Source organism: Rugamonas sp. GW822-FHT03B10, assembly GCF_058801745.1.
Window position 1 is genome coordinate 90,191 of the sequence record NZ_JBXANP010000018.1, and the last position, 20,973, is coordinate 111,163.

At 67.5% G+C, this 20,973-nt stretch carries 21 protein-coding genes; 6 read left to right on the forward strand and 15 right to left on the reverse strand.

The annotated features are described in order from the left end of the window. Positions 1-34: 34 nt before the first annotated feature. Positions 35-877, forward strand: coding sequence for an IclR family transcriptional regulator domain-containing protein (locus AC1RQG_RS23015; protein WP_493134896.1), 843 nt, complete (start codon positions 35-37; stop codon positions 875-877). Between the two features lie 47 nt (positions 878-924). Here the strand turns inward: AC1RQG_RS23015 and AC1RQG_RS23020 are convergent, their stop codons facing one another. Beyond that, positions 925-2,016, reverse strand: coding sequence for a porin (locus AC1RQG_RS23020; RefSeq protein WP_493134898.1), 1,092 nt, complete (start codon positions 2,014-2,016; stop codon positions 925-927). Positions 2,017-2,211: 195 nt separating this feature from the next. On the opposite strand from AC1RQG_RS23020, the gene AC1RQG_RS23025 reads away from it, so the two are divergent. Beyond that, positions 2,212-2,667, forward strand: a complete 456-nt coding sequence (locus tag AC1RQG_RS23025) for a cache domain-containing protein (RefSeq protein WP_493134900.1) — start codon at positions 2,212-2,214, stop codon at positions 2,665-2,667. 38 nt (positions 2,668-2,705) lie between these two features. Here AC1RQG_RS23025 and AC1RQG_RS23030 read toward each other — a convergent pair whose 3' ends face one another. From AC1RQG_RS23030 to AC1RQG_RS23075, 10 genes are all read right to left on the reverse strand, one after another. Further along, positions 2,706-4,064: an MFS transporter gene (locus AC1RQG_RS23030; protein ID WP_493134902.1), complete on the reverse strand. Its 1,359-nt coding sequence runs from the start codon at positions 4,062-4,064 to the stop codon at positions 2,706-2,708. Positions 4,065-4,178: 114 nt separating this feature from the next. Next, positions 4,179-5,441 (reverse strand): benzoate/H(+) symporter BenE family transporter, encoded by a 1,263-nt coding sequence (locus AC1RQG_RS23035; protein ID WP_493134904.1) that lies wholly within the window; start codon positions 5,439-5,441, stop codon positions 4,179-4,181. A gap of 96 nt (positions 5,442-5,537) precedes the next feature. Further along, entirely contained in the window at positions 5,538-6,317 is a 780-nt protein-coding gene (pcaD, locus tag AC1RQG_RS23040; RefSeq protein WP_493134906.1) for a 3-oxoadipate enol-lactonase, read from the reverse strand. A gap of 26 nt (positions 6,318-6,343) precedes the next feature. Beyond that, positions 6,344-7,126: a benzoate diol dehydrogenase BenD gene (benD, locus tag AC1RQG_RS23045; RefSeq protein ID WP_493134908.1), complete on the reverse strand. Its 783-nt coding sequence runs from the start codon at positions 7,124-7,126 to the stop codon at positions 6,344-6,346. Next, on the reverse strand, positions 7,123-8,148 hold the full coding sequence (benC, locus tag AC1RQG_RS23050; RefSeq protein WP_493134910.1) for a benzoate 1,2-dioxygenase electron transfer component BenC: 1,026 nt from the start codon (positions 8,146-8,148) through the stop codon (positions 7,123-7,125). The genes benD and benC overlap by 4 nt, the downstream gene beginning before the upstream one ends. A 52-nt stretch (positions 8,149-8,200) precedes the next feature. Next, a complete protein-coding gene (benB, locus tag AC1RQG_RS23055; protein ID WP_182165776.1) occupies positions 8,201-8,692 on the reverse strand; it encodes a benzoate 1,2-dioxygenase small subunit in 492 nt (163 codons plus the stop codon). Next, complete coding sequence (gene benA, locus AC1RQG_RS23060; RefSeq protein ID WP_493134912.1) at positions 8,689-10,059, reverse strand: benzoate 1,2-dioxygenase large subunit; 1,371 nt, start codon at positions 10,057-10,059, stop codon at positions 8,689-8,691. Before benA ends, benB begins: the two co-directional genes overlap by 4 nt. 14 nt (positions 10,060-10,073) lie before the next feature. Beyond that, positions 10,074-10,994, reverse strand: a complete 921-nt coding sequence (catA, locus tag AC1RQG_RS23065) for a catechol 1,2-dioxygenase (RefSeq protein ID WP_493134913.1) — start codon at positions 10,992-10,994, stop codon at positions 10,074-10,076. 51 nt (positions 10,995-11,045) lie between these two features. Next, entirely contained in the window at positions 11,046-11,336 is a 291-nt protein-coding gene (gene catC, locus AC1RQG_RS23070) for a muconolactone Delta-isomerase (RefSeq protein ID WP_493134915.1), read from the reverse strand. A gap of 49 nt (positions 11,337-11,385) precedes the next feature. Beyond that, a complete protein-coding gene (locus tag AC1RQG_RS23075; RefSeq protein WP_493134917.1) occupies positions 11,386-12,495 on the reverse strand; it encodes a muconate/chloromuconate family cycloisomerase in 1,110 nt (369 codons plus the stop codon). A gap of 101 nt (positions 12,496-12,596) precedes the next feature. Here AC1RQG_RS23075 and AC1RQG_RS23080 point away from each other — a divergent pair, with 101 nt between their 5' ends. Then, positions 12,597-13,511, forward strand: coding sequence for a LysR family transcriptional regulator (locus AC1RQG_RS23080; protein WP_493134919.1), 915 nt, complete (start codon positions 12,597-12,599; stop codon positions 13,509-13,511). 12 nt (positions 13,512-13,523) lie between these two features. Here the strand turns inward: AC1RQG_RS23080 and AC1RQG_RS23085 are convergent, their stop codons facing one another. After that, complete coding sequence (locus tag AC1RQG_RS23085) at positions 13,524-14,477, reverse strand: ABC transporter substrate-binding protein (protein WP_493134921.1); 954 nt, start codon at positions 14,475-14,477, stop codon at positions 13,524-13,526. 189 nt (positions 14,478-14,666) lie between these two features. Here AC1RQG_RS23085 and AC1RQG_RS23090 point away from each other — a divergent pair, with 189 nt between their 5' ends. Next, a complete protein-coding gene (locus AC1RQG_RS23090) occupies positions 14,667-14,858 on the forward strand; it encodes a hypothetical protein (protein WP_493134922.1) in 192 nt (63 codons plus the stop codon). Positions 14,859-14,872: 14 nt separating this feature from the next. On the opposite strand, the gene AC1RQG_RS23095 is transcribed toward AC1RQG_RS23090, so the two are convergent. The 3 genes from AC1RQG_RS23095 to AC1RQG_RS23105 all read right to left on the reverse strand — a co-directional run bounded on the left by AC1RQG_RS23095 (position 14,873) and on the right by AC1RQG_RS23105 (position 18,892). Continuing rightward, positions 14,873-16,357: an APC family permease gene (locus AC1RQG_RS23095; RefSeq protein WP_493134924.1), complete on the reverse strand. Its 1,485-nt coding sequence runs from the start codon at positions 16,355-16,357 to the stop codon at positions 14,873-14,875. Positions 16,358-16,424: 67 nt separating this feature from the next. Beyond that, positions 16,425-17,840, reverse strand: coding sequence for an FAD-binding oxidoreductase (locus AC1RQG_RS23100; RefSeq protein WP_493134926.1), 1,416 nt, complete (start codon positions 17,838-17,840; stop codon positions 16,425-16,427). Continuing rightward, complete coding sequence (locus AC1RQG_RS23105; RefSeq protein WP_493134928.1) at positions 17,837-18,892, reverse strand: DUF1338 domain-containing protein; 1,056 nt, start codon at positions 18,890-18,892, stop codon at positions 17,837-17,839. The genes AC1RQG_RS23100 and AC1RQG_RS23105 overlap by 4 nt, the downstream gene beginning before the upstream one ends. Before the next feature lie 175 nt (positions 18,893-19,067). On the opposite strand from AC1RQG_RS23105, the gene AC1RQG_RS23110 reads away from it, so the two are divergent. Further along, positions 19,068-19,979 (forward strand): LysR family transcriptional regulator, encoded by a 912-nt coding sequence (locus AC1RQG_RS23110; protein ID WP_493134930.1) that lies wholly within the window; start codon positions 19,068-19,070, stop codon positions 19,977-19,979. A gap of 272 nt (positions 19,980-20,251) precedes the next feature. Then, positions 20,252-20,973, forward strand: a 722-nt coding sequence (locus AC1RQG_RS23115; protein ID WP_493134932.1) for a TonB-dependent receptor plug domain-containing protein, incomplete at its 3' end; no start/stop codon positions are given.

Genomic DNA, 20,973 nt, shown 5'->3' on the forward strand with positions numbered 1-20,973 from the left:
CTATCGGGAACGGCGACTGCATTAAAATCACGCCATGTCCAAGACCAACCAAGCCAACACCCCGCCGGCCGCCGACGCGGCGCCGGAGCGCGAACCGACCATCTCCGAGCAGATCGACGCCCTGACCGATCCCAGTTTCATGACCTCGCTGGCGCGCGGCCTGGCGGTGGTGCAGGCCTTCAGCGATGCGCGCAAGCCACAGACCATCGCCAGCATCAGCCAGAAAACGGGCATTCCCCGCGCGGCCGTGCGGCGCTGCCTGCACACGTTGCGCCAGCTCGGTTACGTGGACGCGGAGCTCAACAACTTCTCGCTGCGGCCCAAGGTGCTGACGCTCGGCTACTCCTATCTGTCGTCCACGCCGCTCACCGTGTCGGCCCAGCCCTACCTGAACAACATCAGCCGCACGCTCAACGAATCGAGTTCGCTGGCCGTGCTGGAGGACGACGAAGTGCTGTACGTGGCGCGGGCGGCCACCTCGCGCGTGATGTCGGTGGCGCTCAACACGGGCAGCCGGCTGCCGGCCTACTGCACCTCGCTGGGCCGCGTGCTGCTGGCCCATCTGCCGGCCGATGAACTGGATCAGTACCTGGCCCGCACCAAACTGCGGCCCATGACAGAGCACACCATCACCTCCGTCAAGCGGCTGCGCGAAGTGCTGGCCGGGGTGCGCCAGGCCGGCTACGCCGTCAACGACGAGGAACTGGAACTGGGCCTGCGCTCGATCGCCGTGCCCGTGCGCGGCGCCTCCGGCAAGGTGCTGGCGGCGCTGAACGTGGGCGCGCAGGCGGCCCGCGTCGGCGTCCAGCAACTGGAACAGGAATTCCTGCCCGTGCTGCAGCGCGGCGCCCAGGAACTGGCGATCCTGCTGCCGTAGTGAATGCGTCGTTCCCGCGAACGCGGGAACGACGAGACCCTGGCCGCTTAGAATGTGTGGCGCAAGCCCGCCATCACGCCGTTCTGCGACCGCCCCACCCCAACCGTGCCGCCCGCATCGAGCGCGATGGCCGACAGCCCGCTGTTCTTCATGTGCCCCACGCTGCCATACACCGCCGTGCGCTTGGACAGGTAATAGCTCAAACGCGCCACCAGCATGGTCGCATCGGCATCGCTGTGCTTCACGTCGCGCTTGGCCACCTGCGCGTCGAGCGTGGCCTGCGGCGCCACCGGATAGCTGACGCCGAAGTAGTACAGGTCCGATTCCGTCAGCCCGGTGGCCGCGTGCGTGGTGCGTTCGACCACACCGCCCGCCAGCTTGGACGCGCCGGCCATGAAGTAGCCGTTCACGGTCACGCGGCGGTCGCTGTTGTCGCTGCTGGTCAGGCCGTTGGCCGCGCCGGCGTTGCCGTACATGATGTCGTAGGACGCGTTGATGCCGTAGGCCTTGGTCTCGTAGCCGAGCAGGCCCGTGATCTGGCGGCAGGCCTTGGCGTTGCCCGGCACCTCGCCGGGGCAATTGGTGGCGGACGGGCCGCCGGCGGCCGAGCCGTCGCGCCCCGTGCTGTAGGTGGCGCCCACCACCACATCGTTGAAGTAGCCGAGGTAGCCGATGGCGTTGTCGCTGCGCGCGTTGGGCAGATACAGGTCGATGCTGTTAATCGAGAACAGGTTCGGTCCCAGCACGTCCGACTTGGTCAGGGCGATGTAGGTCATGTTGATCTGGCGGCCCAGCGTGAGCGTGCCGTAACGTCCCTTCAGTCCCACCGACGCCTGGCGGCCGAACAGGCGGTTGCCCTGCCCCAGGCTGCCGGTGTCCATCGCCAGGCCCGATTCCAGCGTGAACACGGCCTGCAGGCCATCGCCCAGATCCTCGGCGCCACGGAAGCCCAGCCGCGACGGGAAGGAACCCGTCAGCGATGGCATCTTAGTCACCGAATCGCCGGCCGCGTTGGTGTTGGTCATGTGGGCCAGGCCCGTATCCAGCAGGCCGTAGACGGTGACTGAACTTTGCGCCATGGCGCCGCTCGCGGTGGTTCCAGCCAACAGCGCGAGTGCGCAACGGATCGTGTGTTTCATGCTTTGCTCCTTTGGTTATTATGATGTGCGATCACCGCCCAATAGGTTGATAATCGCACAGTGATTCGCTACTATGGGCGGGCACAACGACTTACAAGACAGTGCACATCCCCCACCCGCACCGCCCGCCGCATGGCGCGCGGCCATGCGGATCAAACGCCGTACCAACCACGGCGACCTCACAGGAGAATCACCATGACGATACAAAAACTGCTGGCCCTCGCAACGCTGGCCGCCACCACCGGCGCCATCGCGCCGCCGGCGCTGGCGACGCCGGAAGACAGCGCCCAGCAACTGGTCAGGAAGGCCATCGGCCACCTGAAGGCCAGCGGCCTGCAGCAGGCCTGCGCCGACTTCGGCGACCCGGCCAAGGGCTACATGGCCGGCGAATCCTATGTCTTCATCCAGGACATGCACGCCAAAATGGTGTGCAATCCCTCCAATCCACGCATCGTCGGCAAGGACCTGTCCGAACTGAGGGACGCCGACGGCTTTGCCTTCAGCAGCGACATGGTCCGCGTCGCCAAGGCTTCGGGCAGCGGCTGGGTCGAGTACAAATGGGTCAACCCGGCCACCAAACAGCTGCAGAAGAAAAAGTCCTATGTCGAGCGCAGCGACGACTACGTGGTCGGTTCCGGCTTCTACAAGTAAGCCGGGGCGCCCGTCACCGCGGCCGCCCCGGCTTTTGCTCAGGCGGCCGCGGCGCGCAGTCCGCCTTCGGCCTCGTGCGCATCCTTGATGGCCGACGCCGAGCGGCCATGCCGGATCAGCGACACGGCGACCGTCGCGATCACGGCCGGGATGGAAATGGCCATGAAGTTCTGCTCCAGCGGCAGCGCCAGCCCGACCAGCGTGCCGATGGCGATGGGCGCGATGATCGCGCCGCTGCGGCCCACGCCGGAGGCCCAGCCGATGCCGGTGGAACGGGCGGCCGTCGGATAGAACTGGCCCGCATAGGCGTAGGTGACGATCTGGGTGCCGATGGTGGAGGCGCCGGCCAGGCCGACCAGCACGAACAGGACGGCGGTCGGCACCTTGAAGCCGAGCAGCGTGATCGACACGGCGGCCAGCGCGTACATGCCCACCAGGACGTACTTGATGTGGAAACGGTCGGCCAGCCAGCCGCCGCCGATGGCGCCGATCACGGCGCCGAAATTCAGCACCAGCACGAAGGTCAGCGCGGAACCGAGGCTGTAGCCGGCATTGGCCATCAGCTTGGTCAGCCAGGAGCTGAGCGCGTACACCATGAACAGGCACATGAAGAAGGCCACCCAGAACATGACGGTGCTGAAGCCACGGCCATCCTGGAACAGCTTGCGGATCGGGGCGCCTCCGGTGTTGTCGTGCGCCGCCACCACGAACTGGTCACGCTCGCTCGGCACGTAGCCCGGCGCGATGCGCGTGAGGATCTGCTTGAGCTCCCCGATGCGCTGGTGACGGATCAGGAACGGCATCGATTCGGGCAGGCTTTTCAGGATGAACGGAATCAGCACCACCGGCGCGCCGGCGGCGAGGAACACGGACGACCAGCCGTAGGACTCGATCATTCCCTTGCCCAGCAAGGCGGCCAGCATGCCGCCCACCGCGTAGCCGCTGAACATCAGCGTGACCATGGTGGCGCGGATCTTGCGCGGCGAGTACTCCGTCATCTGCGCCACGACGTTGGGCATGACGCCGCCGATGCCCAGGCCGGCCAGGAAGCGCATGGCGCTGAACACGTAGGGATCCTGCGTCAGCCCCGCCGCCGCCGTGAACACGCTGAACAGGGCCAGGCAGATCGCGATGGCGTAGCGGCGGCCGATGCGGTCGGCGACGGTGCCGAGGAAGATGGCGCCGAACATCATGCCGAACAGCGCGGAGCTGACCATGAAGCCCGCGTTCTGCGCCGTGACACCCATCGCCTTCATGATCGAAGGCAGGGCGATGCCGGCGACGGCCAGGTCGTAGCCGTCGCAGATGATGATGATGGCGCACCAGGCCAGCACGCCGGCGTGGAAGCGGTTGAAGCGCGCCCCGTCGGAAAGTTTATGGACATCGATTTGCTGCATGATAGCTGTCTCCCTTGGTTTTAGGTGTGGTGGTACTGCGGTGAAAAAGACGAACGAACAGGGTGGCCCACGCCGCCGGGGCATGGGTCACGCGATTGGGCTTACTTCGGTGGCTTACTTCGGCGCGGCCGCCGGCGGCGGCGGGTCCGGCCGCAACACGCGGTGCGCGATGACGCCGATCAGGATGCCCCAGAACGCGGAGCCCAGGCCGAGGAAGGTCATGCCCGAGGCCGTCGCCAGGAAGGTCAGCACGGCGGCGTCGCGTTCGGGCGCGGAGGCGATATGGACCAGGTTGACCGTGACGGGCCCCAGCAGCGCCAGTCCGGCCAGCGTGACGATCAGCTCATGGGGCAAGGCGCCGAACAGCATCACGACCGAGCCGCCGCAGGCGCCGGCCAGCAGGTAGAACAGGCCGTTCGAGATGCCGGCGATGTAGCGTTTGGCCGGGTCTTCGTGCGCGTCGCGGCCCGTGCACATGGCGGCCGTGATGGCGGCGATGGCGATGGTGATGCCGCCCACCAGCGCCGTCGCCAGCGAGGCCAGGCTGTTGACCACGATGATGGAGCGCACCGGGCTGTCGTAGCCGCTGGAGCGCAGAATGGCCATGCCGGGCAGGTACTGGCCGGTCAGCGTGGTCAGCGCCAGCGGCAAGGCCAGGCTGAAGGTGCTGGTCCACGACCACGCTGGCGCGATGAACTGCGGCGTGACCAGTTCGAAGCGCACACTGGAGAAATGGGTCTGGCCCGTCAGGCCCGCGATGGCGGCGCCCGTCACGAGCAGCAGCACCACGCTGTAGCGGGGGAACAGGCGTTTGTAGACGAGGAAGGACACGATCATGCCGCCGGTGAGCAGCGGCAGCGTGCTGCTGCCCTTGAATGCGTTCAGCCCGAACGGCAGCAGGATCCCGGCCATCATGCCGCTGGCGATGCCCTTGGGGATGTGCGTCATCAGGCGGTTGAACCCGCCCGACAGGCCGATGGCCAGCAACAGCACGGCGGCCGTGATGTAGGCGCCGACCGCCTCGTGGATCGACAGGCCGGGGAACAACGGGATCAGCAGCGCGGTGCCGGGCGCCGACCAGGCCGTGATGACGGGCGCCTTCATGACCCAGCTCAGCAAGATGCCCGACACGGCGGCGCCGATGGCGATGCCCCACACCCATGAGGCGAACATGTCATTCGACAGGTGCGCCGCCTGGGCGGCCTGGTAGAAGATGGTCAGCGGTCCGGCCAGCGACACCAGCACGGCCAGGAAGCCGGCGGCGACAGCGGAGATGGACCAGTCGGACCAGCGCATGCCGGATGCGCCATCGTTGGATGGCGCCGGTGTTTCGTTGGGGCGCAGCGTTTCCTGCCTGTGCCGGGCGGTTGGATGCATCGGTGTCTCCTGCTGTCGTTATGGTCGGCCGCCGGTTATGGGTGGCGGTCCGTGCGCGGCGGTGTGTGCCGCCGCCGGTCTGCTGCCGTGCGCGCCTCAGCTGGCAAGGAAGCGCGACAACGCCAGGCTGAACGCCGGCGCCGCCTCGATGTTCGAGATGTGCGACGCCGCCAGCGTCACCAGCCGCGCGTCCGGGATCGCCTCGCGCATGGCCTGCGCATCGGCCACCGTGGTCACCGGATCGGCCGCGCCGGCGATGACCAGCGTGGGCACGCGGATGTCCCCCAGCTGCGGCCTCAGGTCGGCCACGGCCAGCGCTTCGCAGCAGGCCGCGTAGCCTTCCGCGCTGCCGGCGCGCAGCGTCTCGGCCATCGTCGCCACGGTCAGCGGGTCCTGCGTGGCGAAGTCCGGCGTGAACCAGCGCCCCGGCGCGCCGGCGGCGATGCCGTCCAGCCCTTCCCTGCGCGCCAGCGCGGCGCGCTCGCGCCAGCCGGCCTCGGTGCCGATGCGCGCCGCCGAGTTGGCGACCACCAGCTTGCGCAGCCGCTGCGGCGCGTGGATGCCCAGCCATTGGGCCGTGGCCCCGCCCATCGAAATGCCGCAGAAATGGGCGCGCTCGATGTCGAGATGGTCGAGCACCGCCAGCGCGTCGCGGCCCAACTGCGCCAGGCTGTACGGCCCGGCCGGCACGGCGGACTGGCCATGGCCGCGCGTGTCGTAACGGATCATGCGGAACTGGCCGCGCAGGCTGTTGACCTGCAGTTGCCACATGCGCCAGTCGGTGCCGAGCGAGTTGGAGAACATCAGCGCCGGCAAACGGGCATCGCCCTCTGTTTCAAAATGGATCTCGGTGTCCGTGGTGCGAACGACTGCCATGCTCTGACTCCTGCTGGAAAAATGAATTAACCCTGGTCGCCGCCACCGACCGGCAGCACGGTGCCGGTGATGTACGACGCTTCGTTCGACGCGAGGAACAGGATGGCGCGCACCTGCTCGTCGATGGTGCCGTAGCGGTGCATCAGGCTGCTGGCCACGGTCTGGTCGACGATGCCCTGGTACCACTCCTGCTCCTGCGCGCTGAGCGGCTTCTCGTTGCGCGGGATGCGGCGCGGCGGCGCCTCGGTGCCGCCGGTGGCAACCGCGTTGACGCGGATGCCGTCCTGCGCATGCTCCATCGCCAGGCTGGCCGTCATGGCGTTGACGCCGCCCTTGGAGGCCGCGTACGGAATCCGGTAGATGCTGCGCGTGGCGATCGACGAGACGTTGACGATCACGCCCTGCTTGCGCGCCACCATGTCCGGCAGCACGGCGCGGCAGCACCACAGGGTCGGGAACAGCGAACGCCGCACCTCGGCCTCGATCTGCTCGGGCGTGTATTCCTGGTAGGGCTGGGCCCAGATGGTGCCCCCCACGTTGTTGATCAGCACATCGACCCGGCCATAGGCGGCCAGCGCTGCCGCCACCAGCTGTTCGGCGCCGGCCCAGGTCTCCAGGTCCACCCGGGACACCAGCGCCAGCGCGCCCAGCGCCTGCACCTCGGCAGCCACTTCCTCCACCAGTTGCGCGCGGTCGGCCAGCACCAGTTGCGCGCCCTCCTGGGCCAGCGCCAGCGCCACGCCACGGCCTATGCCCTGGGCCGCGCCCGTGACGATGACCACCTGTCCTTCAAAACGTCGCGCGCTCATGCCGCCACCTCGCTGCTGGCCGAGAACTTCTCGAAATAGAAATTGGCCGGGGTCACGCCACATTCGGCCAGCCAGCGCCGCACCGCGTCCACCATCGGCACCGGGCCGCACAGGTAGAGGTCGACGTCGCCGCCGTTGAGCCATGCCTGATCGACATGCTGGGTCACATAGCCCTTGCGCGGATGGGGGCTGTCGACCGACGCCACCACCGTGCGGTAGCTGAACTGCGGATGGCTGGCCGCGATGCGCTCAAGATGGTCGAGCGCCACCAGGTCCACGTCGTTGGTCACGCCGAACACCATGCGCACCGGCTGGCGGAAGCCGCTGGCCGCCAACACCTGCAACATCGACAGGAACGGCGCGATGCCGGTGCCGCCGGCCAGCAGCAGCAGCGGGCGCTTGACTTCGCGCAGGTAGAAGCTGCCGTACGGGCCCGAGAACGAGATCGGCTGGCCGACCGTCGCATCGTGCGCCAGGAAGGTGCTCATGCGACCCTGCGGCACGTTGCGCACCACGAAGTCGTAGCGGCGCGATCCGGGCGCGGAGCTGAACGAATAGGAGCGCGTCAGCGAGGTGCCGGGCACTTCGACGTTCACGTACTGGCCGGACAGGAAGCCCACATCGGCGCCCTCCTCCAGTTCGATCGAAAAGCCCAGCGTCGTCTCCGACAGCCGTTTCACCTGCGCCAGGCTGCCGGCGTAACGGGACACGCCCGTCTTGCAGGCCGCCGAGGTGGCGGGGATGCGCACCACGCAGTCCGAGGTCGGCTTCATCTGGCAGGCCAGCACGTGGCGCTGGGCCACCTCCTCGGGCGTCAGCGCGTCCTCGATGTAGCTCGACTCGGGCATGTCGTAGCTGCCCGACTCGCACAAGCCGCGGCAGGTGCCGCAAGCGCCGTCACGGCAATCGAGCGGAATGTTGACCTTCTGGCGGTATGCGGCGTCGGCCAGCTTTTCATTGTCGTTGCAAGAAATGAAGCGGGTCACCCCGTCTTCGAATTGCAGTGCGATGCGGTAGCTCATCGTCTGTCTCCCAGGTTCTGTTGCGGTATGGCGGTTGCGGCGGTATGGCGTGTCACAGGTGATAGATGTCGATCACCTGGTGGATGTAGTCGTTCTTCAGCACCACGTACTTGTTCGTGATCAGCGGCTGCGGGCCCGAGAAGTCGATCTCGTAGCGCATCATGCCGAAGTGGCTGAAATCGGTCTGGTAGCGGTGGCTCAGCGTGTGCCAGTTGAAGCGCACCGTCACCCGCGCGCCGTCCTGCCGCTCGATCTCCACGTTGGAGATGTTGTGGCTGGTGCGCGTGTCCGGAATGGTGGCGCTCGAACGTTCGGTCTTGATGCGGAACACGCGGTCCTCCAGGCCCTGGCGGGTCGGGTAGTAGATCAGCGAGATCTCGCGCTGCGGATTGCTGATCAACTCCCCGTCGTCGTCCCACGACGGCATCCAGTACTGGACCTCCGGGTGGTAGCACGCCAGCCACTCGTCCCACTGCTGGTCGTCCAGCAGGCGGCTTTCGCGGTACAGGAAGGCGCAGATATCGGTGATGGAAATCGCGTTCATGCCTGCTCCCCTTCGCCGCGCACGGCGCGCTGCATCACGTCCAGCCAGTAGCGGTGCTGGATCGTGTACAGGCCCTCGTCCTCCGTCTTCAGGCCGCTCATCACCGGCTTCAGGCCGATTTCGCGGGCGGCGGCGTCGGCGCCGTCTATCCAGTGCTCGCTGCCGCGGCACATGTCGTTCCATTCCAGCGCGCTGCCCATGTAGCCCTGCTGGCAGGCGCGGAATTCCTCCAGGTCGTCCGGCGTGGCCATGCCGCTGACGTTGAAGAAGTCCTCGTACTGGCGGATGCGTTGGGCGCGGGCCTCGTCCGACTCGCCCTTGGGGGCGATGCAGTAGATCGTCACTTCCGTCTTGTCGACCGAGATCGGGCGCAGCAGGCGGATCTGCGACCCGAACTGGTCCATCAGATACACGTTCGGATACAGGCACAGGTTGCGCGAACGGCCTATCATCCAGTCGGCCGTGGCGCCGCCGAAGCGCTGCGCGTATTCCTCGCGGCGCGGGAAGTTGGGCCGGTCCTGCGGATTGGCCCACTGGGTCCACAGCAGCATGTGGCCGTGCTCGAAGGCGTAGAAACCGCCGCCCTGCTTGCCCCACTTGCCCGCGTCCATGGCGCGGATATTGTCCGGACGCGTCTCCGACTCATCCTTGCGGCGGTTGGTGGTGGCCGCGTAGTTCCAGTGCACGGCCGACACGTGATACCCATCCGCGCCGTTCTCGGCCTGCAGCTTCCAGTTGCCCTCGAAGGTGTAGGTCGAGGAGCCGCGCAGCACTTCCAGCCCGTCCGGCGACTGGTTGACGATCATGTCGATGATCTTGCCCGCCTCGCCCAGGAATTCGGCCAGCGGCGCCACGTCGGGATTGAGGCTGCCGAACAGGAAGCCCTTGTAGCTCTCGAAACGCGCCACCTTCTTCAGGTCGTGCGAACCTTCCTTGTTGAAGCAGTCCGGATAACCGGCATCCTCCGGGTCCTTCACCTTCAGCAGCTTGCCGCTGTTGTTGAAGGTCCAGCCGTGGAACGGGCAGGTGTAGGTCGCCTTGTTGCCGCGCTTGTGGCGGCACAGCTGCGCGCCGCGGTGGGTGCAGGCGTTGATGAAGGCATTCAGCTCGCCCTGGCGGTTGCGCGCGATGAACACCGGCTGGCGCCCGATATGGGTGCTGTAGTAGTCGTTGTTCTCCGGGATCTGGCTTTCATGGGCCAGGTAGATCCAGTTGCCTTCGAAGATGTGCTTCATCTCCAGTTCGAACAGGGCCGGGTCGGTGAAGGCGCGGCGGTGCAGGCGGTAGTCGCCACGCTCCTTGTCCTCGATCAGGAAGCCGTCCAGGCTTTCCAGCCTGGGGGCGGCGGCGGGATGGATGGGGATCATGATCTCGCTCTCCCTCAGGCGGCGGCGCGCACGCGTTCCACCACGGCGGCGGGGGCCACCGGCGTCTCGGAGTACAGCTGGAAGTCGAAGTCGATCTCGGCGTAAGGCGTCTGCAGGCCCTTGGCGGCGATGGCGGCCTGCTCGGTCACGTGGCGCACCGCTGGCACCAGGCCTTCGCGGCTGGCGAACGCGAAGTCGTCCCACAGGTACTGGTCGCCCTCGATGTTGATCTGGGTGGTCAGCTTGCGCTGGCCATCTGCGCTGACGAAGAAGTGGATGTGGGCGGGACGGTTGCCATGGCGGCCCAGCTGGTCGAGCAGGCGCTGGGTGGTGCCTTGCGGCGGGCACGAGTAACCGACCGGCAGGATGCTGCGGAACTGGTAGCGGCCTTCGCCGTCGGCGATGATGGTGCGGCGCAGGTTGAAGTGCGATTGGGTCTTGTCGAAGAACGAGTAGTTGCCCAGCAGGTTGCAATGCCACACCTCGACCTTGGCGCCCGGCAGCGGCTTGCCGTCCTGGTCGCGCACCGTGCCCTGCATGAACAGCACTTCCGCGTTGTCGCTCTCGGTGCCGTCGTCCAGGCGGGCGTAGCCCTTGCTCTCCGGGGCGCCGGCCACGTACAGGGGGCCTTCGATGGTGCGCGGGGTGCCGCCGGTCAGGCCGGCCTTCTCTTCGGCCTCGTCGGCGCGGATGTCGAGGAAGCGCTCCAGGCCCAGACCCGGCGCCAGCAGGCCCAGTTCATTGCGGGCGCCCGCTTCGCTCATGTATTCCAGGCCCTTCCAGAATTCGCTGGGCTGGATGTCCAGATCCTCGATCGCCTTGCACAGGTCGCCCACCAGGCGCAGCACAACTTGCTGCACGCGCGGGTTCACGGGGCCGGTGGCCTTGTCGCAGATCCAGCCCTTAACCAGGGTGTCGATATCGTTATGGGTCATGCTAGTCTCCTTCAGTTGAGGTGGGGGGGTGTTGGGTTCGGGTGTGGGGATTCAGGCGTCGCCGTCGCGCACCGACGAGGGGTGGCGGCACAGCGGCATGATCTCGATCTGCATGTACGGGAACAAGGGCAGCGAGGTCAGCAGCGCGTGCAGCTCGTCCACGCTGGCCACGTCGAAGATGCTGACGTTGGCGTACTGGCCGGCGATGCGCCACAGGTGGCGCCACTGGCCGTTGCGCTGCAGGCTCTGGGCCAGTTCGCGCTCGGTCTTCTTGAGTTCTTCGGCCTGGGCCGGCGGCATGGCCGGCGGCAGGTTCACATCCATGCGTACGTGGAATAACATCGTGTTCTCCTCTGTTCCTTGGTTCGGTGCGCTGCGCGCTCGATGGTGATCAATGGCGGCGCAGGTCGCGCAGCTTGTCCATGTCCGGCTCCACGCCCAGGCCGGGGCCGGTCGGCACCTGCAGCATGAAGTCGCGGTACACCAGCGGCGTGCGCAGCACTTCCCGGGTCAGCAGCAAGGGGCCGAACAACTCGGTGCCGAAGGCCAGCTCGCCGAAGGTGGAGAACAGCTGGGCCGAGGCGGCCGTGCCGACGCCGCCTTCGAGCATCGTGCCGCCATACAGGCCGATGCCGGCCAGCTGCGCCACCGTCGCCACCTGCGCGGCCGGCACCAGGCCGCCGGACTGGGTGATCTTGACGGCGAAGACGTCGGTGGCCTCGTTGCGGGCGAAGGCCAGCGCGTCGAGCGGGCCGTGCAGGGCCTCGTCGGCCATCAGGGCCACGGCGAAGCGCTGCGACAGGCGCGCCATGGCGGCCATGTGTTCGGCCCGCACCGGCTGTTCGATCAGGTCGACCCCGCCCGCCTCCAGCGCCGCGATGCCGCGCACCGCGTCCAGTTCGGACCAGGCCTGGTTGACGTCCACCCGCACGCTGACACTGTCGCCGAGCGCCTTCTTGATGGCCAGCACGTGGGCCACGTCGTCGGCCACCGGACGGCTGCCGATCTTGAGCTTGAAGATGTTGTGGCGGCGCAGTTCCAGCATCTGTTCCGCCTCCGCGATGTCCTTGGCCGTGTCGCCGCTGGCCAGGGTCCAGGCCACGGGCAGCGCGTCGCGCACCCGGCCGCCCAGCAGTTCGCTCAGCGGCACGCCCAGGCGGCGGGCCTGCGCGTCGAGCAGCGCCGTCTCGATCGCGCACTTGGCGAAGCGGTTGCCCTGGATGACCTTGCGGATCTTGCCCATGGCCTTGGCCACCTGGCTCGCCTCCATGCCGACCAGCAGCGGCGCGATGTGGGCGTCGATGTTGGCCTTGATGCTGTCCGGGCTCTCCTCGCCGTAATTGAGGCCGCCGATGGTGGTCGCCTCGCCCCAACCTTCGATCCCGTCGGCACAGCGCACCCGCACCAGCACCAGGGTCTGGGTGTGCATGGTGGCCACGGACAGGCGGTGCGGACGGATCGTCGGGACCTCTGCCAGGATGACTTCGATGTTCGTGATCATATTTAATTTGTATAATGGGTCGCAATGGATACACGATATGCCACGCAAACACGGGCGTCCAACACTGAGTTAGTATTGTTTCCATACTCAAAAGGTATAATATGGAATTACGTCACCTGCGCTACTTCGTCGCCGTCGCGGACGAGAAGAACTTCACCCGCGCCGCGCAGCGGCTGCACATCGCCCAGCCGCCCCTGAGCCGGCAGATCCAGTTGCTGGAGGAGGAACTGGGGGTGGAACTGATCGAAAAAGGTTCGCGCCCGCTGCGCCTGACGGAGGCCGGCCACTTCTTCCACGCGCACGCGCAGGAGCTGCTGGCCAAGGCGGCCGAGCTGAAAACCATGACCCAGCGGGTGGGCAAGATCGAGCGCACGCTGTCGATCGGCTTCGTCGCCTCCACGCTGTACGGGCTGCTGCCGCAGATCGTGCGCCGCTTCCGCGAGCGCAACACCAACGTCGAGGTGACGTTCCACGAGCTGACCACCATGCAGCAGATCCAGGCCTTGAAGGACGGCGTGATCGACGTCGGCTTCGGCCGCGTCAAGAGCGAGGACCCCAACATCCGCCGCATCGTGCTGCGCGAGGAAAGACTGATCGTGGCCCTGCCCTCGAACCATCCGCTGGCCAGTTCCACCGATCCCGTCAAGCTGCTGGACCTGCAGATGGAATGCGTGATCGTCTACCCCAAGACGCCGCGCCCCAGCTTCGCCGACCAGGTGCTGGCCGTGCTGACCGAGCGCTCCATCGCCCCGCACAAGATCCTCGAGGTGCGCGAACTGCAGATCGCCATCGGCCTGGTGGCGTCCGGCCAGGGGGTGGCGGTGGTGCCGGAGAGCGTGAAGGGGATGCGGCGCGACGACGTGGTCTACCGCGACATCTCGGACCGCCACGCGATCTCGCCCGTGATGTTCAGCGTGCGCAAGCTGGACCGCTCGGAGGAGTTGCAAAGCATGCTGGCCGTGATCTATGAGGTCTACGACGAGGTGGGCATCCCCTACGTGCGCGAGACCTTGTGACGCGCAGGCGCCTCAAGGCGTCAGCAGGCTGCGGATTTCCGGCTTATCGAGGTTCTCCAGTGTCACCGCCACGGCCTCGGTGAAGATGGTGCTGTCTTTGACGGCCGCACCCCGCGCCGCCGCGATGGCGGCCTTCATGCCCAGGTAGCCCATCTGGCGCGGATTCTGGATAATGAGGCTATTGATCTCGCCCTTCTTCAGGCCATCGAGCAGGAAGTCGGTGGTGTCGAAACCGACGAATTTCCTTTTGCCGGCCAGGCCGGACTGGCGCAGTGCGCGCAGCACGCCATCGCTGGACGACTCATTCACGGCAAAGATGCCGTCCAGCTGGGGCAGTCTTTCCAGCATCGTCAGCGCGTTGCGGAAAACCTTGCCGCGCGTGCCGCCACCGTACTCGTCGGCCACCACGCTGATGCGCGGCGCGAATTTCCTGAGGTATTCTAGGAATCCCTCGGCCCGCTCGTCGGTGGAGGCGCTGCCCGCCACCGTGCGCAGCACCGCCACCGTGGCGGGGCCGGCCAGCTGGCCGGCCAGGCGTTCGGCGGCCAACCGTCCGGCGGCATGATTGTCGGTGCTGATGAAGTTGAGCGGCGTCTTGTCGGCCAGCGCGGAATCGACCACGATGATCTTGATGCCCAGCGCCGTCGCCTTCCTCACCGGCTCCACCAGCCGCAGGCGGTCGGTCGGCACGACGATGATGGCGTCCACGCCCGGCCTGGTGTACACGCCGAGGATCTGGATCTGGGAATCGGTGTCGTCGTTGTTGGCGGGGCCGCGCCAGGTCAGCCTCACGTTGCCCTTGCCCGCTTCGCGCACGGCCTGGTCGACACCCTGGCGCATGAAAATCCAGAAGTCCTGGTCGCGGGCCTTGGGGATGAAGACGATGTTGAGTTCACGCGCCGCGGCGCCAGGAAAAGGCGACACCAGCATCAGGCATGCACACAGCAGCAACAGGCGCTTTCTCATCTCCCCTCCCGAGACGACCATCGATAGTCCCCGCATCGCTGGACATTATAGGGCCATATGGCGGTGCAGATTCACTCCGATGGAGCAGGCAGAACGCCACCCGCGCTCACGCATGGGCACGCACGCTTGAATTGCGCGGACTCAAAGAAAACGCGGTTCCACTACAATGGATTTTGGCGGAGAACAGCCATGTCCACTGAAAAACCACAAATGCCCAAGAACAACACCGAGAAGGTGGTCGATGCCGGCATCGCGCTCAAGGAAGTGTCGGGTGTGCGCGCGGCGGCCAGCTTCATGGCGGCGCTCGGTGTGCCGGACGCGGTGATCGCGCGCGTGCTGTGCGAACCGGCCTGGCGGCGCCGGGCCGCCAGCCGCGACTGACGCCATCGCGTTGCTTACACCCGTTCGGGCAGCGCCACGTGCAGCCGCGAATTGCGCAAGCCGTATGCGAAATAGGCTGCCACCGCCACGCCCATCCAGACGAAGAACACGTGGAAGGTGGCCGCCGACAAATCCTTCATGATGAACAGACAGGCCACGACGCTCAGCGCCGGCACCAGGTAGGGGCCGAACGGCACGCGGAAACCGTCGACATCGGCGCCGATGCCCTTGCGCCGCATAACCGGCACGGCGACGGCCACCACGATGAAGGCCGTCAGCGTGCCCATGCTCACCATGTCCCACAGGAAGGTCGCGTCCACCAGGCCGGCCGTCAAGCCCACCGCCAGGCACACGATCAGCGTGTTGTTGACGGGCGCCAGCGTGCGCGGGTGGACCTTCTGGAACGTCTTCGGGATCAGGCCGTCGCAGGAGATGGCGAACAGGATGCGGGTCTGGCCATAGATCGTCACCAGCGTGACGGAGAACACGGACAACACGGCGCCGGCCGACAGCACCAGCGCCGGCCACGCCTTGCCCGTCACGTTCTGCACGATCACGGCCAGCCCCGCCTCCTGGCCGTCGAACATGCGGGCCGGCTGCGCGCCCACGGCGGCCACCGCCACCAGCAGGTAGAACACGGTGACGATGACCAGCGCCGCCAGGATGCCGATGGGGACGTTGCGCTTGGGGTTCCTCACCTCCTCGCCCGCCGTGGCGATGGTGTCGATGCCGATGAAGGAGAAGAACACGGTGCCGGCGGCGGCCGTCACGCCGGCCATGCCCGCGTAGCCCTTGCTGTTGTCGGCGTTGAAGAAGGGATGGAAATTGGCCGCGTCGAAGCCAGAGAACGCGATCACGACGAAGAAGATGATGATGGCCAGCTTGACCAGCACCAGCACCGCGTTGGCCGTGGCCGACTCCTTCGTGCCGCGCAACAGCAGGTAGCCGCACATGACCACCAGGATCATGGGCGGCAGGTTGATGGCGCCCGGATGGAATTCCGTGCCGTGCGGGCCGGAGGCGAACATGGGCGAGCGCAGCGCGGCCGGGATGTGCCAGCCGCAGGCGTTGACGAGGAAGTTGTTCAGGTAGTCCGACCAGCCGATCGCCGTGGCGCTGGCGGCCAGCCCGTATTCGAGCAGCAGGCAGGCGGCCATGATGAAGGCGGCGAATTCGCCCACCGTGGCGTAGGCGAACGAGTACGACGAGCCGGCGGCCGGGATGCGGAACGACAGCTCCGCGTAGCACAAGGCCGTCAGGCCGGCCGTGAGCGCCGCCAGCAGGAAGGCCAGGATCACGGACGGCCCGGCCTTGGGCACGGCCTCCACCAGCGTGAAGAAGATGCCGGTGCCGATGGTGGCGCCCACGCCGATCATGGTCAGCGGGAACAGTCCCAGCGTGCGGCCCAGGCCATGGGCCGAGCGTTCAGGGCCGGGACCAGCCGCAGCTTCGGTGGCGACGGGTTTGGTGCGGCACAGTTGTCGGGCAAACGCTTGCATAGAACATCGTCCTGTCTCCATATCGCGCGCGGCCGGACGGCCACGCGCCTGCTGCCTGACTGTCCCGTCAGTTGAATTGCACGTTGCGCCACTGCAGCGCCGGCATCAGGGCCGCCTGCAGTTCGCCGGCCAGCCGGCGCACCGGCGCCGGCGTGTAGCGCTGGTAGTAGGCCCGGTTGTACGGACCGATGCCATGTTCGGCGCTGAAGCTGCCGTCGTACCGCCGCACCACCGCGTCCAGCAAGGTGGTGCGCAAGGCGGCGATGGCCTCGTCGTCCAGCGCCTGCGGTCCTTCCTTGGGCGCCACCAGGTTGTAGTGCAAACCGCCGTCGGCCACGTGGCCGAAGTCGCAGATGCGCACGCCGGGGTAGGACGCGGCCAGCCATTGTTCGCCCCATTCGCGGAACGGCGCCCAGTGCTTGCGCGGCAGAGCGATGTCGAACGCGATCACGCGGCCCTCGTGGCGCAGCGCGTCGCTGATGCCGTGCCGCAGGCTCCACAGCATGTCCTGGTCGCCGAACAGCGCGTCGGCCAGCAGTTCCTGCTCCATCAGCGCGCCCAGCGCGTCCTGCAGCACCGCGTCCAGCGCCAGCGCGCGCGCCGGCAGCGAGGTGCTCAACTCGACCAGCAGCGCATACGGCGGCACCTGCCCGCCCGGGAAGGGATTGCGCACCGACGGCACGTTGCGGAACACGGCCTGCATGGCCTGCTGCGACATGCCTTCGACCGAGGCGATGAATTCGGGCAGATCGCGCTCCAGCGCGGCCAGCAGCGGCATGACCGCCGCGCTCGACGCCGGCACCACCAGCGCCGTGGCGCGCTGCGCGGGCAGCGGATGCAGGCGCACGGTGGCGCGCAGGATCACGCCGAACGCGCCGCCCGTACCGCACAACAGCTGCTTGAAATCGACCCCGGTGTTATTTTTGCGCAGCGCGCTGCCAAAACGCAGCATGCCGCCGCGCTCGGGCAGCCAGGCGTCCACCGCGCACAGGTTGGCGCGCACGTCGCCGTACTTGATCAGCCGCGCGCCGCCCGTGTTGGAGGCGATCATGCCACCGATGGTGGGGTCGGCCGACAGGTCGATCGGGAAGCACAGGCCCATGGCCGCCGCCGCCTCGTTCAGTTCCGACAGCCGCACGCCGGCGCCCACAGTGGCCGTGCGCTCGTCGGCGTCGATGGCGATGCCGTCCTTGAGCCGGTCCAGGCTGAACACGAACTGGCGCCCGCTGGCGTCCGGCGTGGCCGCCGCCACCAGGCCCGTGTTCGCGCCCTGCAGCACGAACGGCGCGCCGTGCGCGTGCAGCAGCGACAGCGCCGCCTCGGCCTGTTCCGGCGTGGCCGGCCGCAGCACGGCCACCGCCGCGCCCTGGCCGTAGCGCGCGCCCTGCACGTAGGGCGCGCAGTCGGCGCCGGCCGTCAGCATGCCGGCCTGGCCCAGCAGGCCGTCCAGCTCGGCGAGCAGCGTGCCGCTCATGCCGCTCATGCCGCCTTCGCCATCGCCGGCGCGGCGCCGTCGGCCGACGTCATCTTGAAGATGGCGGTGGCGTTGCTGCTGTCGAAGCCCAGGTCCAGCACCTCCTCGCCGTCGGCGTTGCGCACGCGGTCGCGCGAGATGAATTCGTAGAACGAGCCGGGCACGCGGCGCACCACACAGCCGTTCGCGGTGCGGAACACGCGCTCCACCTGGGCCGCGCGGTAGGCCGTCTGGCGCATGGTGCCGCGCGCGGCCTCCTCGATGGCGGGCTTGATCGAGCGGCCCAGCTGCTGCTGTTCGGCCGACAGTGCGTACAGGTCGGGCACGCGGTCGGTCACGTGGTTGAAGGCGTTGCCCTCGGTGGCGATCCACGCCATCTCCTGCGATTCCTTGAGCAGCAGTTCGTAGTCGTCCAGCGCCGGCACCTCGTGCTGACGGGCGAAGCAGCGCACCAGCGACTGCAGCAGCGCCACGGCATCGGCCAGCGGCAGGCTGCGCTGCGCTTCCAGTTCCTTCAGCAGGGCCAGGTCGCGCGCGTCCAGCGGGTCGACCGAGCTGGCCACCACGCGGCCCACGGCGGCCTGGAACTCGGGCGAGAAGCGCTCCACTTCCAGTTCGCTCACGAAGAACTGGGGAATGTCCTCCGGCAGGTCGGCGTGCACGTAGGCGCGGCCCATCATCTTCAGGCGCGGCAGCGGGTAGTTCTCGTTCAGGCGGTAGCCGAGCGGCGCCAGGAAGCGGGTGATGGCCGCCTCGCCGCATGGCAGCTGGCCGTTGGCGGCGATCTTCACCGAGCGCACGGCGCCATGGTCGAAGAACACGCGGCGGCCGCTGGCGACGGCGTCCTCCGAGTAGGCCTTGCCTTCGGGGACGCGCTCGAGCAGGTCGCGGAACAGCAGCACGTTCATGGCGTAGGCGATTTCGGCGCGCGTCACGGCCACGGTGGCGTCGCCGTTGCCGGGCGCGTCGGAAAATTCGGCCGGCACGTGCATCAAGCGGGTCATGCGGGCGGTGGCGGCGGCGCCGATGCAGGAGGTCAGGAGGTAGTCGAGGGTGTTCATGGTGAATAAAGCAGCACTGCCGCGAAGGATGAAATGGGCCGATTATTCGACACGGGCCGGAAGACCCACAAGCGAAATGATTTCGACACCCTATTCCATTTGAGAATACCCATTTCGACCCGGATGCGGGACAATGGCGGCAGAGACTGTTTCACCATAAGAATGTGCCCACACCATGCGCCTCAATCTGCCCTCCCTGTCCGCCCTGCACGCCTTCGAAATGGTGTACAAGCTGCAAAACATCAGCGCCGCCGCCAACGCGCTGGCCCTGACCCAGAGCGCCGTCAGCAAGAAGATCCTGGCGCTGGAAGCGTATTTCGAGCAACCGCTGTTCGAGCGCCAGGCCAGCGGGCTGGTGCCCACGGCCGCCGCCGAACTGCTGTGGACCCGCCTGCCGCCCTGCCTCGACGAGCTGGAAGGCGTGATGCAGGAGGTGCTGGCCTCGCGCGACGGCGGCGGCGTGCTCAATCTGGCCGTGTTTCCCACCTTCGCCACCAAGTGGCTGGTGCCGCGCCTGCCGCTGCTGTACGAAGCCCACCCCGGCCTGACGCTGAACCTGAAGATCCAGCTGAGCCGGGTCGATTTCGGCGGCACCGGCATCGACGCCGGCATCGTGTTCGGCCGCCCCGGCTGGCCCCAGTGCGAGCACCACAGGTTGTCAAGTGAAACCCTGGTGCCCGTGTGCAGCCCCGGCTTCATCGAACGCCACGGCCGCCCGGCCGACATGGCCGCGCTGACGGCCTGCACCCTGCTGCACCAGACCTCGCGCTCGGACAGCTGGCCCAACTGGTTCGACGCCCATGGCATCGCGGCCCCGCCCAAGGAACAGGGCCTGCACTTCGAGCTGTTCTCGATGGCGGTCGAGGCGGCCAAGGCCGGGCTGGGTATCGGCCTGCTGCCGGCCATGTTCGTGGCCGACGAGATCAAGCGCCAGGCGCTGGTCGAACTGTTCCCGCCCGAGCAGCAGTCCGACAGCGCCTATTACCTGATCTACCCCAAGCGCAAGGCCGGCCTGCCCGGCGTGATCACCTTCAAGCGCTGGCTGCTGGAGCAGCACGAACGGGAACGGGCGGCGGCGGCCGACTGAGGCCCGCCCTCCCCCTGTTGCTACTTTCCTACAAGCGGGTCCGCCCGGATGGCCGCGCGCGTCCGCCGCGCCGGGCCACGCTCGCTCATTCCAATCCGGAATATGGCGAGGAAAACATTTCCATTGATGCCCCGCAATTGCTGCCGAATAATCAACTGACCGGAGCGCCGGAAACCGTGGCAAATTCGCCGCCCGGCCCGGCGCCGGCCCAGCCGTCCCACACGACAAGACACGCATGCACCGGCTCATGCAGACAACAATACGGAGACACCATGCCTACCCCCACCATTTTGCGCCGCGCGGTCCTGTTCAGTCTGTACGGGGGCGCGGCCCTGTCCGGCCTGAGTCCGGCCGCCCAGGCCCAGAGCGCCAGCGGCGACATCCAGACCATCAGCGTGGTCGGCTCGCGCCGCGCCGTCAGTTCCGCCACCGACACCACGGTGCCGGTCGACGTGATCCCCTTGAACAAGGCGGCCGAATCGGGCGGCAATTTCGACCTGGCCCAGACCCTGACCAACATCTCCCCGTCGTTCAACTCGACCCGCCAGACCGGCGCCGACGGCGCCGACCTGGTCGACTCGGCCGCCCTGCGCGGCCTCGGTTCCGACCAGACCCTGGTGCTGGTGAACGGCAAGCGCCGCCACACCACGGCCCTGGTCAACCTGTTCGGCGCGCGCAACCGTGGCAACACCGGCACCGACATGAACGCCATCCCGATGCTGGCCATCAAGGACGTGCAGGTGCTGCGCGACGGCGCCGCCGCCCAGTACGGCTCGGACGCCATCGCCGGCGTGCTCGACATCGGCCTGAAGAAGAGCCTCGGCTGCGAGGCGGTGGCCGGCTACAGCCAGTACTCGGTGGGCGACGGCAAGAACTACCTGGCCTCGGCCTACTGCGGCGTGCGCCTGGGCGAAAAAGGCGTGATCGGCATCACCGGCGAATACCTGGACCGGGGCCGCTCCAACCGCGCCGAGCCGGGCAACCCGCGCATCAT